Origin of the sequence: Microbacterium sp. Leaf161, from assembly GCF_001423645.1 — a bacterium.
Lineage (GTDB): Bacteria > Actinomycetota > Actinomycetes > Actinomycetales > Microbacteriaceae > Microbacterium > Microbacterium forte.
Genome location: NZ_LMOW01000001.1, coordinates 1,450,843 through 1,465,342, shown reverse-complemented (window position 1 = coordinate 1,465,342; position 14,500 = coordinate 1,450,843). Strand labels below are relative to the sequence as shown.

The window sequence follows — 14,500 nt, the reverse complement described above, 5'->3', positions numbered from 1 at the left end:
GAGGACTCCTTGAGAGGGATCGGGTGGAGCAAGAGCGGATCGGGTTGCAGCGACTCTAGGAACGGGGTTGTACGATCACGGTCAGGTGCACGAAATCGGATGCAGGGGTGTGGCGTATGCAGGAAATCGGACTGGACGACCTCGACCAGCGACTCATCCACGCCGTGCAGGTGAGTCCGCGGGCGACCTGGAACGCGCTGGCACCCATCGTCGGCGCTGACCCCGCCACCCTGTCGCGGCGGTGGGCTCGGCTCGTGGGGGAGGGCATCGTCTACGTCACCGGGTATGGCGCGGGGGCGCCGGCGGTGCTCGTGCTGATCGAGATCGAGTGCAGCCCGGGCGAGACGCTGGCGGTCGCCGAGACTCTCGGAAGAGACCCCGAGGCGTTCACGATCGACCTCACCGCGGGTGGACGCGACATCTTCCTGACACTCGCAGTGCCGGATGCCGAGGCCCTGGCCGTCTGGACGCTCGAGCGCATCCGCGGGGTCGCCGGCGTGCGCTCGATGCGCACTCACCTGGTCTCGGAGACCGTCCGAGATGCGCGGGGATGGCGGCTCCGCGCACTCACCACGCAGGAGGTCGCGCAGATCGAGGCCCTGGAACGGCGGGCGCCCTCAGCATCCGTGCGCATGTCGGCGGAGCAGAGGAACGCCATCGCGGCCGAGCTCGCCTACGACGGTCGCGTCGGGATCACGGAGCTTGCCTCGCGGCTGGGGATGGCCCCTCGGCGGGTGCGTGATGCGATCGCCGAGATGCGCGAGTCGGGGCGGCTGGCGATCCGCGTCGACGTCGCCCGGCGCTACACGCCCTGGCCCATCTACGCGTGGTACTTCCTGCGGGTGCCGGCCGCGATGGCGGCCCGCATCGGTGCGCAGCTCGGACGCATCGAAGAGGTGCGCCTCGTCGCGAACACCGTCGGCGAGTACAACGTGATCATGGCGGTGTGGCTGCGCACCCTGCAGGACGTCGCACGCATGGAGGCGATCATCGAAGAACGTCTGCCCGGGGTGAGCATCGCCGACCGGTCGGTCGTGCTGCGGACGACGAAGCATCTCGGGCATCTGCTGCACGCCGACGGGCGCGCGTCGGGCGAAGTCGTGCCGCTCACGATCTGAGCGGAACCCCCTGGTCGGAGTGCCACGCCCTGCCTACACTGACGCGCATGTTGAAGATCGTGTCGATCGTGATCCGCGTGAACGACCTCCCGGCGCAGTCGCGCTTCTGGCAGGCAGCTCTTGACTATGTCGAGCGGGACCCGGCATCCGACGACTGGGTCGTGCTGAAGCCGCGCGATGCAGACGCCCCCTGCATCGCGCTCGACGCTCACCGTTCCGAGCGGGTGCTGCCGCCGCGCATCCACCTCGACATCTACGCCGAGGATCAGTATGCCGAAGTGCGCCGCCTGGCCGAGCTCGGCGCCCACGAGGTGCACTGGGACAACCGGGCCGACGACGCCGACTACGTGATCATGGAAGACCCCGAGGGCAACCGATTCTGTGTCGTTGACCGACCGGACTGGGCGGGGTGGGAGCGGTATCGGGAAGACTGAGCCGGGTCGCTGGAACCGCGCCTACAGATTGACCCTCGGGTCTGCGTTGCATTCGAGCGCACCCCGCTCTCCCTCACCAGAACGCAGGTAGGGAAAGGACAGGGTCGGATTGTCACGGAGGAAGTCCTCGGGCGTGTAGTCAGGAGCGACGATGCCGTTACGGATCAGGCACTCAGAAACGATCTCTTCGATGGGCAGGTTATGCGGATTCTTCTGTGGCCAGAACCAGAGGAAGCCGAGCCAGGCCTCGCCCGTGAATCGCTCGCACTCGCCCATGACTTCGCTGAGACGATCGACCGACAGAGAGTTTCCCTGCGCCTCGTAGCCGCCATCCCGCGTGTACCCCTCGAACGTCGCACCCTTACTCGAGAAGCAGGCGGCCATCCGTCGTTCGACCGCAGCCCACTCTTGTTCGGAGATCTTCTCGTCTTCGATCACGAGGCGCACGAAATCCGACTCCGATTCCACCCACGCTTCGGCATAGTCCGATGCGAAAGGCCCGGAGAAGTCAAGGGTGTCACGAGTGTCCGGTGACGCAGCTGAAGTCTGGATGCTCGTCACCGTCCCCGTGCACCCGGCGAGGGCGAGCATCGCGAGGGAAGCCACGATCCCCGTGCTTCCCAGCAATCGCAGCCGCGTATACCGCACCCGGTCGTTCTGATTCATACCCGCCCCCTTCGTCGAAACTCACCTCGCCAGACGTTGTCGAGCGGACCCCGGGAGAGTGCGAGCGCTCGAGGTCCGCTCGAACGGTCGGGAGACATGTCAATCGGCGCCTTTGCCCGTCTTCGCGACCGCACGACGTAGCAAAGCACACATATGAGGACAGTGCAGTATCTTGCATCGCCGTCCGACCGGGGAGTGCGACGCGGTCCCGCCCCAGCGCTGACGCTCTCGCCGACCGAGGTGGCATTCCGGTCTGAATCGTTACTTGTCCGACGCGTCCAGCAACCGATATACAGGTCAAAGCGCTCTGGGGGCGCTGGCGATTCGTCGCCTCACTGTCGAGGGGAACTCTCATGTCACTGCCGCCTGCCTCCTGGCATCCAGATCCGCAGAATCCGCATCAGCTGCGCTGGTGGGACGGCCATCGCTGGACGGATGCCACATCGCCGTCGCCGGCTGCTGCCGTGACATCGCAGATGTCGCACCCCGCTCCGACCGGAGCATCCGTCGCATCGAAGCGACGCAGCGGGTGGCGCACCGCCGGCATCATCATCGGCGCACTCGTGGTCGGCGGGGTACTGGCCCGCGTGTCGCCGATCGCGATCCTCCTGGTGGCCACGGCGATGGTCGGCGTCGCCCTCTATGTGATGGCCGCTCGCCCTCTTCCGGCACTGGGACTGCGGTCACGGATGTCGGGTGTGGTCGCCCTGGGCATGGCTGCTCTTCTGGTCACGGGTGGCGGCATCGCCAGCGCGAACGGCGGAGGCACTCCGACGGCATCCGAACCTCAGAACTTCGCAGCGGTAGCGACATCGACCCCGAAGCCCAGCCCGACCCCCACGCCGACCACGTTCGAGACCGCGACCGAAGAGGTGCCCGTGCCGTTCGAGGCGGCCACGGTCGACGACCCTCAGCTCGATCAAGGCGCCACAGCGCTCGTCTCCGCCGGCGTGAACGGTGTGAAGGTGATCACATACCGCGTGACCATGGTCGACGGTGTGGAAGTGTCTCGCGAGGTCGTCAGCGAGGCTGTCTCGGTGCAGCCGGTCAACGAGGTGACAGCGATCGGAAGCAAGGCTCCCGCACCGGTTGCCGTGCCCGCTCCTGCGCCCGCGCCGGTGCCGCTCGTGCAGCAGGGCGGTGGTGGCTGCGACTCGAACTACACCGGTGCATGCGTGCCGATCTCCAGTGACGTCGACTGCGCAGGTGGCAGCGGGAACGGACCGGCGTATGTGCAGGGCCCGGTGCAGATCGTCGGCTCGGACATCTACGACCTCGATCGCGACGGAGACGGGATCGCCTGCGACTAGCCGCTAGTCTCCCGCCTCGAGCGATCGATAGAAGTAGAACGCGCGCTCGCCGGAGTTCGGGTCGACGCCACTGAACCCGTGCCGTTCGTAGAAGCGCATCGCCCCGGCATCCGACTCGTCGACGTTGATCTCGATCGCTGCGACGTCGAGCTCCCGGCAGATCTCGACCATGTGCTGCAGGATCGCGCTGCCGATGCCGGTGCCGCGTTGCTCGGGCTCGACATACATCTCGTCGAGCAGCGCGACCGGCCCGTCAGACCACACGTTCGGGCGCAGGGTCACGAGCGCGACTCCCGCGGCAGGGTCGTCTGCGAGCACCGCGAAGGTCGAGTCTCCGGCCAGCAGCGTGCGCAATCGTTCGGCGAGCACCTCGACCCCCGGGGTCTCGGTGTCGAACTCCGTGTTGAAGGCGTGCAGCATCGCGGCGAGGCGGTTGGCGTCGTGGGAGGTGGCTCGACGTGTGACGGTGGTCATGCGGTTGCCTTTCTCGGGTGGAGCGCTTCGTTTCGACCCGGCGAGCGGCGCCGCCGGTTCAGAACTCAGCAAGAACGAGTCGGCCGACGCATCGGTCCCACGGAATTGCGGGGCCGAGTCCGCGGACGCATCCGATTCTTGCTGAATTGTGAACGTGGGCCGCGCCGCAAGCCACGCTCGAACGGGAAGAGCCCCAGGTCAGGCGCTGTCCGAGTCGGCCTTTCGCGACCCGGCCTCGAGCACGTCGCCGGCCGGAAGCTCCTGGTGTCCGCCGAACTGCAGGCGCATCGCCGACAGCACCTGGTTGGCGAACTTGTCTTCGTCGCGCGAGGCGAAGCGCTCGAACAGTGACGCCGCGAGCACCGGCACGGGCACGCCCACGTCGACAGCGGCCTTGACCGTCCAGCGGCCTTCGCCCGAGTCGGAGACCCGACCGGCCAGATCGTCGAGCTGCGGATTCTCTGCCAGCGCGGCGGCCGTCAGGTCGAGCAGCCACGACGAGATGACGGACCCTCGGCGCCACAGCTCCGCGACCTTCGACGTGTCGATCGGGAACTGGTAGAACTCGGGCTCCTCCAGCGGGGCTATCTCGGCCGAGTGCTCGGCCTCGCGCACTCCGGCATCCGCGTTGTGCAGCAGGTTGAGGCCCTCGGCGATCGACGCCATGATGCCGTACTCGATGCCGTTGTGCACCATCTTCACGAAGTGCCCCGCGCCCGACGGCCCGCAGTGCAGATAGCCCTGCTCCTCGGGGGTGAGATCTCCCGTGCGACCGGGAGTGCGCTCGATCTCGCCGACCCCTGGAGCGATCGTGCGCAGCACGGGCTCGATGCGCTGCACGGCCTCATCCGGTCCGCCGACCATCAGGCAGTACCCGCGGTCCAGCCCGAACACGCCACCGCTCGTGCCGACATCGACGTAGTGGATGCCGCGCTCGCGGAACACCTTCGCGCGCCTGACGTCGTCGCGGTAATTCGAGTTGCCGCCGTCGATCAGGATGTCGCCCTCATCGAGCACCTCCGCGACCTGGTCGGCCACCGCTCCCGTGAGCGAGGCAGGCACCATCATCCACACAGCCCGCGGCGCTTCGAGCTTCGACGCCAGGTCGGCCATGCTGTCTGCACCCACGGCTCCCTCGGCGACCAGCGCCTGCACCGCATCGGCATTCACGTCATAGACCACGCACTCGTGCCCCGCCCGCATGAGGCGGCGCACGATGTTGGCACCCATCCGACCGAGTCCGATCATCGCCAGCTGCATGAGAATCCCTTCGTCCCCGCCCCCGATGGGCCGAGTCGGGGCAATCCTGGCACGGGTTCAGGGGTGGCTCAATGCCGTGGCTCGGTGGGCACTCGGTGCGGGGTCGATGATGCACCGCTGGCCTCGGTTTGCGGTGCAGAAGTCACCTCGCACGCATCGGGCACTCGGTGCGGGGTCGAAAACGCATCCGAAAGGCCGTCTTCCGATGCGAAAGTGACCCCGCACGCGGCCCGCACTCGGTGAGGGCCGCGTCCGGGCAGCCCTCACAGATGCACGCTCAGATCACGGATGCAGGCCGAGCCCCTCGTTCTCGGCACGCATCCGTGATCCGGACGCGCAGGTGTCGACGAGTGAACAGCCCAGACCTTCCGCATCCGGGCCGAGGGCTCCCGGCGGATGGAAGGATTGAAGAATGACCACCGGAACGTTCGACCAGATCACGCAAGACGACCTGCGAGCGGCAGGCAGCCTGAAATGGACGAACTTCCCCGACATGATCGGCGCGTTCGTCGCCGAGATGGACTTCGGACTCGCCCCCGCGATCAACAGCGCGGTGAAGGATGCGTTGGATCTGGGCGTCACCGGCTACCTGCCCGAGAAGCTCGCCAAGGACCTCTCGCAGGCCACGGCCCGCTGGTACTCCGATTCGTATGGGTGGGAGATCTCGCCCGAGCGGGTGCACCATGTCCCCGACGTGATCGCCGCGTTCGAGCTGGCGATCGAGCACTTCACGACTCCCGGCTCGGCGATCATCGTGCCGACGCCCGCATACATGCCGTTCCTCCTGGTGCCGCCGATGCATGACCGTCGAGTGATCGAGGTGCCGAGCATCGAGGTCGACGGACGCTGGGTCATGGACCTGGATGCCGTCGCCCAGGCATTCCGCGACGGCGGCGAGATGCTGGTGCTCTGCAACCCGCACAACCCGCTCGGCACCGTGGCGACCCGTGACGAGCTGCTCGCGATCGCCTCGGTCGTGGCGGATGCCGGTGGCCGGGTGTTCTCCGACGAGATCCACGCACCCATCGTCTACGCGCCGGCTCAGCACATTCCGTACGCATCGGTGTCGGAGGCGGCGGCGTCGCACACGCTGACCGCGACGTCGGCGTCGAAGGCGTGGAACCTCGCAGGCCTCAAGTGCGCGCAGGTCATCCTCTCGAACGATGCAGACGCCGCGCTGTGGGAGAGCCTCGGATTCTGGGCAGGGCACGGCACCTCGACGCTCGGCGTCGTCGCGAACATCGCCGCCTACACGGGCGGCCGCGAGTGGCTCGACGAGGTGGTCGACTACCTCGACGGCAACCGGCGGATGCTGGCGCAGCTCGTCGACGAGAAGCTGCCCGGCGTGCGGATGATCGTGCCCGAGGGCAGCTACATCGCGCTGCTCGACTTCCGCGAGACCGGGTTGACCGGGGACCTCGGCGAGTGGTTCCGTGAGCACGCCGGGGTCGCGATGACGGATGGCGCCGCCTGCGGTGAGGCCGCGATCGGATACACGCGCTTCGTCTTCGCGCTCCCGCGACCGGTCATGGTCGAGGCGGTCGACCGGATCGCCGCCGCACTGCGCGACCGGGCCGTCTGAGCGCGTTGCTCCTCTGGGCGAGGACGGCACCCCCTCCTCCCGGTCGTTGAGCGAGGACGGCGAAGCCGACCGAGACGAAACGCACCCACACTGCGGACGGCGGCGAGTGTCGGCATCCGCGCGTACGCTCCGCCTGCATGGGATACGTCTACATTCTTCGCTGCTCCGATGGCACGCTCTACGTCGGCAGCACCCGCGATCTCAGCAAGCGGATCGTCCAGCACCAGGAGGGGATGGGCAGCGAGTACACGAAACGGCGGCTCCCGGTCGAACTCATCTGGAGCAGCGAGCACGCCCGCATCGATGACGCCTTCGCATGGGAGAAGCGTCTGCAGGGGTGGAGCCACGCGAAGCGACTGGCGTTCATCGACGGCGGGCTGGATGCGGTGCGTGGGTGGAGCGTGCGGGAGCGGCGCGAGCGGGCGGCTCGGGGGAAGCGTCCCGCGGTGAGGTAGCGCGTTTCGTCTCGGGCGGCTCCGCCGGCCTCGCTCAACGACCGGGGGCGAAGGCTCCGCCGGCCTCGCTCAACGACCGGGGGACGAAGGGTCCGCCGGCCCCGCTCAACGAACAGGGACGAAGGCGCTCAACGAACCGAGGGCTGCGGGACGAGATCCCGGTCGACGAAGTCGACGATCGTCTTCGTGAACAGGTCGGGGTCCTGGATGCTCCAGACGTGGCGCATCCGCGGGGCGACCCACGTGCGGGTCTGCGGCATCGCCCCCACGAGCGCGGGGAACGCCCTGGCCACATCGCGCGGTTCGCGCTCTCCGGCGATCGCCAGCATCGGACCCTCGTAATCGAACCGGCCCTCCGGCATCGATCCGTCGAAGATCTCCCCGTACATCGCGTGCGCCGTCTGCGAACTGACACCCATGCCCGCGGCGATGAACTGCTCGCTCGCATCGGCGGGAATCCGGAACATCGCCGCCTGCATCCGCCAGAACCATCGCCGATCCCAGGCGCGCAGCTGCAGCTCCGCCAGGCGACGCTGGGTTCCGGTGACGCCGAGCATCATCGCGCCGGTGACCATGCACGATCGCACGAGGTCCGGATGCCGGGCGGCCAGGTGCACGGCGATGACCGCTCCCATCGACAGCCCCACGACATGCGCCCGCCCGCCGACCGCGCGCTCTCTGATTGTCGCCGCCACGTCATCGGCGGCGCCCGCGAGACCTGGCCAGGCTTCGCCGCGGCGGGCGTTGAAGCCGATGACATCCGGTGTGATCAGATGCCTTCCGACGAGACGCTCGACCTGCGGCTCCCACATCCAGTTGCCGACGTTGCCTCCGTGCAGCAGGATGATCGACTCGCCCCGGCGCTTGCCATGCTCGACGGCGTAGTCGGGATCCATCAGGACTCCTCGATGCCTGCGACCGATGCCCGCGTAGCGCGCAGCCACGCCAGCTCCACCTCGCCCTGTCGGATGCCGGCATCCAGAGTCGCCATGCGCAAGACTGCACCGAGATCGCCACTCGCCGCGGGAAGGGAGCGCAGCTGCTCGAGCCCTTCGCGCACCGCCGCCTCGCGTTCGTCGAGCAGGGCCAGGATGCCGTCGACCCCGAGCGACTCGGCGAAGAACAGTCGCGCGAGGAACGGCTCCTTCGGCTTCAGCGTCTCGAGCGGAGTGCTGAGCCACTGCGCGAGCTCGGCTCGGCCCACGTCGGTCAGCGAGTGCACCCGGCGATCCGGCTTGCCCTGCTGAGGGATCGTCTCGGTCTCGATCGCGCCGTCTGCCTCAAGACGGTCGAGGGTGCGGTAGATCTGCGACTGGTCGGCGTTCCAGAAGTGGGCGACGGACCGGTCGAACGCCCGACCGAGGTCGTATCCACTCTGCGGAGCGACGTCGAGGAGGCCGAGGACGGCGTGCCGAAGCTGCATGCTGGTATCAGACCATACATATATAGGACGGCACAAGTATGTGGATCGCAGCGGCCCGCCAGACACCCGGGGGAAACGTCCGAAACCCACTGCAGGATGAAGGGAATCCAGCAAGAGCCAGCGATCTACTACTTCTAGTAGATCGCGCGTAGAATCGGCGGCATGGCCAGGGTGACGAAGACGGAACTCAATCAGCAGACCGCGAAGGTGCTGGCGCGGGTGGCCGCCGGGGAGCGACTGATCATCACGGACCGCGGACGCCCGATCGCTGAGCTCACCCCTCCCGCACAGAACGACTGGGAGCGACTCATATCGTCAGGCCGCGTGACGCTGCCCGCGAAGTCCGGGGCGCTCCCGACACCCGCCGCCGCGAGTGAACGCTCGACCCGAGACATCCTCGACGACCTTCGTGCCGAGCGGCTGTGATCTACCTCGACACCTCCGCAGCAGCCAAGGCTCTCATCGACGAGGATGGCAGCGCAGCGATGCGCCAGGCATTCGCCGACGGCACCGGCTTCGTCTCCTCCCGACTGCTGGCGGTCGAGCTGCATGCCGTCGCCGACCGGCGAGCTATCAGCACGGAGGCCGCACAGGAGCTCCTCGACCGCGTGGCTCTCGTCTCGCTCAGCGATGACACGCTCGCACGGGCCGTAGAGCTGCACAGCGGATTGCGCACCCTCGCTGCCTTGCATCTCGCGACCGCCCTCGAGATAGGCGCCGCGATCGAGAGCATCCTCACCTTCGACCTCGAGTTCGCGGCGGCCGCGCAGCGATTCGTAATCGACGCGGGGCCGCGGGTCTAGCACCCGACGACAGGCGGCCTGCCGGGCGAGCTTTTCCCGCCGAAGGAGATCGATTTCGCACCCTCGCTCACGCTCGGGTCGTGCGTGGCCAATTTTGCACCGGAACGGCGCCCTGGGGATGCCTTTTTGACCACGCACCCGCCGGGCGGTGGAGTTCCTTCTGCGGATGCGCGCGCCGATCTTCGGGAGCCACCTCGCGCGAACGGCCTCGCCGCCACGGGAACGATTCATCGTGCGCGAACGGTATCCCCCATCGCGGCGAACGCCTCGCGCAGGATCGGCTGCGGAGTCGCGAACACGACGCGTACGAATTCCTCGTACCCGCGTCCGAGCAGCGCACCCTCGGTCAGCACGACTCCGGCGTGGTCGCGGAAGAAGGCGGCCGGCGCGCCCTCGATCCCCAGCGCGCTCGTGTCGATCCAGCCGATGTAGGTCGCGTCCGGTTCACGATAGATCGCGCCGGGGAGATGTTCGGCGACAAGAGATCCGAGAAGGTGTCGCGACTCGGAGAGATACGCGAGCACTCCGTCGAGCCACGGCTTGCCCTCGCGATACGCCGCGGTCGACGCGACCACGCCGAGCGTCGCGGCTCCATGCTGCACCGAGAACCCGAACCGGCGGTAGAGCTCCTGGTCGGCGTCATTGGACGTGATCAGCTGAGCGGTCTTGAGCCCGGGGATGTTCCATGCCTTCGACGCGCTCGTGCCGGTGACGGTGTGCGCGGCCGTCGCCTCAGACACCGACGCATAGGGGATGAACGGCCGGCCGTCGAAGCGCAGTGGAGAGTGGATCTCATCCGCGAACACCCGACCGCCGTGGCGCTCCACGATCTCGGCGAGCGCCTCGAGCTCGGTTCTCTCGACGACGGTTCCGGTCGGGTTGTGCGGGTTGCAGAGCACGAGCGTGCGGGCACCGGCTGCGAACGCATCATCGATGCGCTGTAGGTCGTGATGCCAGCGTCCGTCGACCTCGACACCGGGGATCTCGATCACCGGATGCCCGATGGCGGGCAGATATGTCAGGAACGGCATATATGCGGGAGTGGGCACGATGACCGGTGATCCGGCGGGCGCGTACTCCTCCACCGCGACGCGCAGTGCGGCCATCACGTCGGACACCGGGTGCACGCGCTCGGGATCGATCACCCAGTCGTACTCGCCCTGCATCCACTCGGCGGTCGCCTCACCGAGCCGGGCGGCGAGCGGTGGCGACAGGTATCCGAGGTTCTCCTCGTCGATCGCTCGGTGCATCGCATCGGCGATCACGGGCGCGACGCCGAAGTCCATCTCGGCGACCCACGCGCCGATGCGTCCAGGGTGCAGACTCCACTTGCGGCTCTCAGGTCGATCGAGGTCGAACCTCGTGCGGGAGTCGAACGGATGCGGGTCAGTGCGGGCGCGGTGATCGGTCATGGCGAGCGGCTCTCAGCAGCCCGCGAACCGACATCGAGCAGCGCCACCGGCACGACGGGTGCTCACGCGGTCACCCGTCGTCGGTCGACCGGCGCGGTCGGTGGTCGTGATCTCAGACACGAGTACTCCTTCACAACGTGAGCTTCCACACTAAGGAAGGTCCTGTCGTCGTGCGATTCTCGTTTCGGTGAGTGACGGTCAGGATGCCGCGTCGCGTCGGCCTGCGAAGGCCATCCCGCTCGCCGTGCGTACCAGCGTCGCGTTGTCGGGGGCGGTCCGTCCGTCGGGGAGGGACAGGGTGTCTTCGAGTCCGATGCGCGAATCGAGCTCGAGCTCGACGGCGAGCGTGAACGCGGGCCACGCCGATCGCAGCTCCCCATGCAGCAGGATCGGGATGCTCGGCTCGTCGAGCCGGACGTGTGCGATCAGCCCCTCGGCATGGCGTCGCACGACCTCGACGGCCTCATCCGGCAGTTCGATGAGCACGCGAGCGCACCTGCCTCGGGCCGGCGACTGACTCCAGGCTTCGAGTCCCGTGGCGTCCCAGATGCCCGCTTCTACTCCGATTCCCCGGCTGAGCAGCAGTTCGGCCACGTCGTCGGCGCCGGCCTCGTGCCAGTTGACGGATGCGAAGTCGGGCAGGTCCGTCCACTCCGAGATCGCGGCCAGCCGCCGCTCGACGTCAGGCTCGATCCACGCCCCCGTGGTCACACCGATCGGCACCTCGGGGCACGCGGCCCTCATAGCCAGCAGCCACCGCTCGACGTCAGCGGCAGCCAGGCTGTCGCGCCCCGCGGCATCCTTCGGGTGCACATGGATCTCGGTCGCTCCCGCGGCCACCGCCCGCGCCGCATCAGCTGCGGAGAGGGCTGCGTCGGCACTCAGTGCCGGATGCTCTGTTGCCGAACGGGCGCCGTTGATGCAGGCCTGCAACAGCATCCGTCGGTCTGATCGGTCCAACGAATCGCCGCCCATCAGTTCATGAGGTCGCGCGGATGCCAGTCGTACAGGTTTCCGGTGTCGGATGGTCCCTCGTCGGTGCGCACGGTGTGCTGCACCTGACGCGCCGCCGCTGCCCCGCGGCCGGCCCGGACAGCTTCGTCTTGGGTCCCGAAGCTGGAACCCAGGGTGCGGGATTCGCCCTCGATGCGGTTGAACCAGATCCCGTCACGCTGGAAGGTCTCGATGTCGCCTGCGGCCATGCCACGTCCTTTCGATCTGCCTCCTTTCTACGTGACGGGCCTGACACCGGGAGAGCCCCTTGACAGTGTGCCGCCCCGTCGTCAGACGGCCATGAGCGTCGCGATGAAGGTCGAAAGAGCGGACCATTCACCAAATAGTCGCGACGTCAAGCCCTGTGACGAGCTCTGCTCGTGCGGTTTACGGTTATCGGATGCATGACCCGGATGCATCAGCAGGGAGCAAGTGATGACGTTGGAAGTGGTCTCGCCCACGGCTGCACTCCTCGACGGACGGTACGTGCTGCACGACCGCGTCGGGCAGGGCGGCATGGCGACCGTCTATCGTGCTGAAGACACGCACCTCGGACGCATCGTCGCGATCAAGATGATCCACGGCGAGGGCCCGGTCGCATCGATCGAGCGGGCGCACACCGAGAAGGCGCTTCTCGCGTCGCTGAGCCACCCGTCGCTCGTGACGCTGTACGACGCGCAGCTCGTCCCCGGGCGCCCCCAATACCTCGTGATGGAGTTCGTCGACGGACCGACCCTCGCCGCGCGCATGGCCGAAGGCCCGCTACCACCCCGAGACGTCGCGCGCATCACTCGCGACCTCGCCGAGGGACTGGCCGCCGTGCACGCGGCGGGGATCGTGCACCGTGACGTCAAGCCGTCGAACGTGCTGCTGGCACGGGGTCGGTCGGGCCGGCCTCTCGCCGCGAAGCTCGCCGACTTCGGCATCGCCACGTCGATCGAGGACACTCGGCTCACGACGCCGGGGATCGTGCTCGGCACACTCACCTATATGGCTCCGGAGCAGCTGCGCGACGCCGCCCCCGGCACTCCGGTCGATGTCTTCGCGCTGGGCCTGGTCGTGCTCGAAGCCCTCTCGGGGGAGACCGGGTACGCCGCGCTCGGTTCCGGGCGCGCGGCGGCGATCGCCCGCCTCGCGCAACCGCCGAGGATCTCCGAGACGGTTCCCCAGGAGTGGCGCGATCTGCTGACCCGCATGACGCGGCTCGAGCCCGAAGAGCGACCGACCGCGGCCGAGGTCGCTCGCGCAGCGCGAGGTCTGCTGCGGGGCTATGCGTCGGACGCCAACGGTTCCGCAGTCGCCGCGGCGGCGGCAGCCATCGTCGCGTCGGCCGGAGCGGATCCTGTGGGAAGCACGGCGCCGGTAGAGGATGCCGGTGCGGATTCAGCTCGCGGCGGGACTCCGCCGAGTGAGGCTGTCGTCGGTCAGCCGGACGGCAGCGCCGCGCCGCCGGCGGCGCCGGAGGCCGCTGCCGGCCCGACAACCCGGACGACGCAGATCGCCGGCACCACCGGCGCGACGGCGGTGCTCGATGCGTCGTCACTCTCGCCGACGCGAGTGCGCGCGCGCCCCCACCCCCGCCGACGAATGCTCGTCGGCGCAGCGGGACTCGTCGCGACGGGCGCACTCGTCGTGGGTCTCGCGGCCTTCACCGCGCCGAACCCCGATCTCGGCCGGCTCGCGTCGGCTGTGGCGGCTCGCACCGCCGTGACGCCTGCGGAGACCACGCCCGCAGAAACCGTGACCGAAGAGGCCCCCGCCGCACCGGTCGAGGTCGTCACCGATTCGGGTAATCAGGGCAACGGCAACAAAGAAGACAAGGCCGACAAGGGCAACCCGGGGAACTCCGGGAACTCGGGGAACTCGGGGAACTCGGACAAGGGCCAGTCCAACGGCAAGACGCCGAAGGAGAAGGACAAGTAGCACTGGCGAACCCTCCGCGCTCGGCAGGTTCGTGCTGGCGGCGGGGTGGGTTCCGCGCCTCGGTTGACACCTCCCGTCGGTATCCCCTCGGAACACCGACAGCAGGTGCCAACCCAAGAACTCCACCGCCGACGCCGCCGCCCGGCCGCGACGGCGCGACAGTCTCGCTGTGCGTCAGCCCGCGTAGGCGGCCCGCACGTCGAGCACCCAGGTCACGCCGAAGCGGTCGGTGAGCATCCCGAACCCGGGTGACCAGGCCGACGCGGCGAGCGGCTCGACGATCGAGGCGCCGTCTGCGAGAGCGTCCCAGTATCCGGTGAGCTCGTCGAGCGAGTCGGCGCGCAGCGACTGGAAGAAGGGGCGGTCGGTGATCGTCATCCCGTTCTCCCGCGCGGTGGTGCCCGCGGTCGCGTCAGAGTCATCCGCACCCGGGATGTCGTATGCCATCAACCGGAAGCCGTCGGCGTTCTCGACCTGCCCGAACACGATCTTGTCGGCGCCTGGCACGCCCGCAGGCATCCCGAAGTCGCCGTAGGTGGCGAGTGTCACCTCGCCGCCGAAGACAGCTCCGTAGAACTCGAGCGCCTGGCGAGCGGTGCCGCGGAAGTTCAGGTGGGTGGTGGTTGCGATGCTCATGATGTCTCCTC

At 68.2% G+C, this 14,500-nt stretch carries 17 protein-coding genes; 8 read left to right on the top strand and 9 right to left on the bottom strand.

Annotated elements, in window-relative coordinates:
• Positions 1 to 116 precede the first annotated feature (116 nt).
• Both ASF87_RS07225 and ASF87_RS07220 read left to right on the top strand, forming a co-directional pair.
• Positions 117 to 1,118, top strand: a complete 1,002-nt coding sequence (locus ASF87_RS07225; protein WP_056375279.1) for an Lrp/AsnC family transcriptional regulator — start codon at positions 117 to 119, stop codon at positions 1,116 to 1,118.
• Positions 1,119 to 1,165: 47 nt separating this feature from the next.
• Entirely contained in the window at positions 1,166 to 1,552 is a 387-nt protein-coding gene (locus ASF87_RS07220; protein WP_056375277.1) for a VOC family protein, read from the top strand.
• A gap of 21 nt (positions 1,553 to 1,573) precedes the next feature.
• Here ASF87_RS07220 and ASF87_RS07215 read toward each other — a convergent pair whose 3' ends face one another.
• The gene (locus tag ASF87_RS07215) at positions 1,574 to 2,158 is read right to left on the bottom strand and encodes a hypothetical protein (RefSeq protein ID WP_157550020.1); all 585 of its coding nucleotides are present in this window, start codon (positions 2,156 to 2,158) and stop codon (positions 1,574 to 1,576) included.
• 413 nt (positions 2,159 to 2,571) lie between these two features.
• On the opposite strand from ASF87_RS07215, the gene ASF87_RS17465 reads away from it, so the two are divergent.
• Positions 2,572 to 3,528, top strand: a complete 957-nt coding sequence (locus ASF87_RS17465; protein WP_082508786.1) for a G5 domain-containing protein — start codon at positions 2,572 to 2,574, stop codon at positions 3,526 to 3,528.
• 3 nt (positions 3,529 to 3,531) lie between these two features.
• On the opposite strand, the gene ASF87_RS07205 is transcribed toward ASF87_RS17465, so the two are convergent.
• Positions 3,532 to 4,002 carry a GNAT family N-acetyltransferase gene (locus tag ASF87_RS07205; RefSeq protein WP_056375272.1) on the bottom strand — a complete coding sequence of 157 codons (471 nt, stop codon included), beginning with the start codon at positions 4,000 to 4,002 and terminating at the stop codon, positions 3,532 to 3,534.
• A 198-nt stretch (positions 4,003 to 4,200) separates the two neighbouring features.
• Positions 4,201 to 5,262 carry a phosphogluconate dehydrogenase (NAD(+)-dependent, decarboxylating) gene (gene gnd / locus ASF87_RS07200; protein WP_056375270.1) on the bottom strand — a complete coding sequence of 354 codons (1,062 nt, stop codon included), beginning with the start codon at positions 5,260 to 5,262 and terminating at the stop codon, positions 4,201 to 4,203.
• A 412-nt stretch (positions 5,263 to 5,674) separates the two neighbouring features.
• Here gnd and ASF87_RS07195 point away from each other — a divergent pair, with 412 nt between their 5' ends.
• Positions 5,675 to 6,844 carry a MalY/PatB family protein gene (locus tag ASF87_RS07195; RefSeq protein ID WP_056375267.1) on the top strand — a complete coding sequence of 390 codons (1,170 nt, stop codon included), beginning with the start codon at positions 5,675 to 5,677 and terminating at the stop codon, positions 6,842 to 6,844.
• A 137-nt stretch (positions 6,845 to 6,981) separates the two neighbouring features.
• Positions 6,982 to 7,299, top strand: coding sequence for a GIY-YIG nuclease family protein (locus ASF87_RS07190; RefSeq protein ID WP_056375265.1), 318 nt, complete (start codon positions 6,982 to 6,984; stop codon positions 7,297 to 7,299).
• A gap of 128 nt (positions 7,300 to 7,427) precedes the next feature.
• On the opposite strand, the gene ASF87_RS07185 is transcribed toward ASF87_RS07190, so the two are convergent.
• Both ASF87_RS07185 and ASF87_RS07180 read right to left on the bottom strand, forming a co-directional pair.
• Entirely contained in the window at positions 7,428 to 8,195 is a 768-nt protein-coding gene (locus ASF87_RS07185; RefSeq protein ID WP_056375264.1) for an alpha/beta fold hydrolase, read from the bottom strand.
• Positions 8,195 to 8,722: a PadR family transcriptional regulator gene (locus ASF87_RS07180; protein WP_056375262.1), complete on the bottom strand. Its 528-nt coding sequence runs from the start codon at positions 8,720 to 8,722 to the stop codon at positions 8,195 to 8,197. The genes ASF87_RS07185 and ASF87_RS07180 overlap by 1 nt, the downstream gene beginning before the upstream one ends.
• Before the next feature lie 162 nt (positions 8,723 to 8,884).
• On the opposite strand from ASF87_RS07180, the gene ASF87_RS07175 reads away from it, so the two are divergent.
• Both ASF87_RS07175 and ASF87_RS07170 read left to right on the top strand, forming a co-directional pair.
• Entirely contained in the window at positions 8,885 to 9,148 is a 264-nt protein-coding gene (locus tag ASF87_RS07175) for a type II toxin-antitoxin system Phd/YefM family antitoxin (RefSeq protein ID WP_056375260.1), read from the top strand.
• Positions 9,145 to 9,525, top strand: coding sequence for a PIN domain-containing protein (locus ASF87_RS07170; RefSeq protein WP_056375258.1), 381 nt, complete (start codon positions 9,145 to 9,147; stop codon positions 9,523 to 9,525). Before ASF87_RS07175 ends, ASF87_RS07170 begins: the two co-directional genes overlap by 4 nt.
• 227 nt (positions 9,526 to 9,752) lie before the next feature.
• Here ASF87_RS07170 and ASF87_RS07165 read toward each other — a convergent pair whose 3' ends face one another.
• The 3 genes from ASF87_RS07165 to ASF87_RS07155 all read right to left on the bottom strand — a co-directional run bounded on the left by ASF87_RS07165 (position 9,753) and on the right by ASF87_RS07155 (position 12,139).
• The gene (locus ASF87_RS07165; RefSeq protein ID WP_056375256.1) at positions 9,753 to 10,937 is read right to left on the bottom strand and encodes a MalY/PatB family protein; all 1,185 of its coding nucleotides are present in this window, start codon (positions 10,935 to 10,937) and stop codon (positions 9,753 to 9,755) included.
• Positions 10,938 to 11,135: 198 nt separating this feature from the next.
• Positions 11,136 to 11,876, bottom strand: coding sequence for a 3-keto-5-aminohexanoate cleavage protein (locus tag ASF87_RS07160; protein ID WP_056376388.1), 741 nt, complete (start codon positions 11,874 to 11,876; stop codon positions 11,136 to 11,138).
• Positions 11,877 to 11,911: 35 nt separating this feature from the next.
• Positions 11,912 to 12,139 (bottom strand): DUF2188 domain-containing protein, encoded by a 228-nt coding sequence (locus ASF87_RS07155; RefSeq protein WP_042540651.1) that lies wholly within the window; start codon positions 12,137 to 12,139, stop codon positions 11,912 to 11,914.
• A 226-nt stretch (positions 12,140 to 12,365) separates the two neighbouring features.
• Between ASF87_RS07155 and ASF87_RS07150 the strand changes: the two genes are divergently transcribed.
• Positions 12,366 to 13,853, top strand: coding sequence for a serine/threonine-protein kinase (locus ASF87_RS07150; RefSeq protein ID WP_056375254.1), 1,488 nt, complete (start codon positions 12,366 to 12,368; stop codon positions 13,851 to 13,853).
• A 174-nt stretch (positions 13,854 to 14,027) separates the two neighbouring features.
• On the opposite strand, the gene ASF87_RS07145 is transcribed toward ASF87_RS07150, so the two are convergent.
• Entirely contained in the window at positions 14,028 to 14,489 is a 462-nt protein-coding gene (locus ASF87_RS07145; RefSeq protein WP_056376387.1) for a VOC family protein, read from the bottom strand.
• Positions 14,490 to 14,500: the final 11 nt, after the last annotated feature.

Bases quoted from the DNA above. Each gene is read 5' to 3' on its own strand.
- ASF87_RS07225 (WP_056375279.1), top strand. From the start codon at position 117: ATGCAGGAAATCGGACTGGACGACCTCGACCAGCGACTCATCCACGCC.
- ASF87_RS07220 (WP_056375277.1), top strand. From the start codon at position 1,166: ATGTTGAAGATCGTGTCGATCGTGATCCGCGTGAACGACCTCCCGGCG.
- ASF87_RS17465 (WP_082508786.1), top strand. From the start codon at position 2,572: ATGTCACTGCCGCCTGCCTCCTGGCATCCAGATCCGCAGAATCCGCAT.
- ASF87_RS07205 (WP_056375272.1), bottom strand. From the start codon at position 4,002: ATGACCACCGTCACACGTCGAGCCACCTCCCACGACGCCAACCGCCTC.
- gnd (WP_056375270.1), bottom strand. From the start codon at position 5,262: ATGCAGCTGGCGATGATCGGACTCGGTCGGATGGGTGCCAACATCGTG.
- ASF87_RS07195 (WP_056375267.1), top strand. From the start codon at position 5,675: ATGACCACCGGAACGTTCGACCAGATCACGCAAGACGACCTGCGAGCG.
- ASF87_RS07190 (WP_056375265.1), top strand. From the start codon at position 6,982: ATGGGATACGTCTACATTCTTCGCTGCTCCGATGGCACGCTCTACGTC.
- ASF87_RS07185 (WP_056375264.1), bottom strand. From the start codon at position 8,195: ATGGATCCCGACTACGCCGTCGAGCATGGCAAGCGCCGGGGCGAGTCG.
- ASF87_RS07180 (WP_056375262.1), bottom strand. From the start codon at position 8,722: ATGCAGCTTCGGCACGCCGTCCTCGGCCTCCTCGACGTCGCTCCGCAG.
- ASF87_RS07175 (WP_056375260.1), top strand. From the start codon at position 8,885: ATGGCCAGGGTGACGAAGACGGAACTCAATCAGCAGACCGCGAAGGTG.
- ASF87_RS07165 (WP_056375256.1), bottom strand. From the start codon at position 10,937: ATGACCGATCACCGCGCCCGCACTGACCCGCATCCGTTCGACTCCCGC.
- ASF87_RS07160 (WP_056376388.1), bottom strand. From the start codon at position 11,876: ATGCTGTTGCAGGCCTGCATCAACGGCGCCCGTTCGGCAACAGAGCAT.
- ASF87_RS07155 (WP_042540651.1), bottom strand. From the start codon at position 12,139: ATGGCCGCAGGCGACATCGAGACCTTCCAGCGTGACGGGATCTGGTTC.
- ASF87_RS07150 (WP_056375254.1), top strand. From the start codon at position 12,366: ATGACGTTGGAAGTGGTCTCGCCCACGGCTGCACTCCTCGACGGACGG.
- ASF87_RS07145 (WP_056376387.1), bottom strand. From the start codon at position 14,489: ATGAGCATCGCAACCACCACCCACCTGAACTTCCGCGGCACCGCTCGC.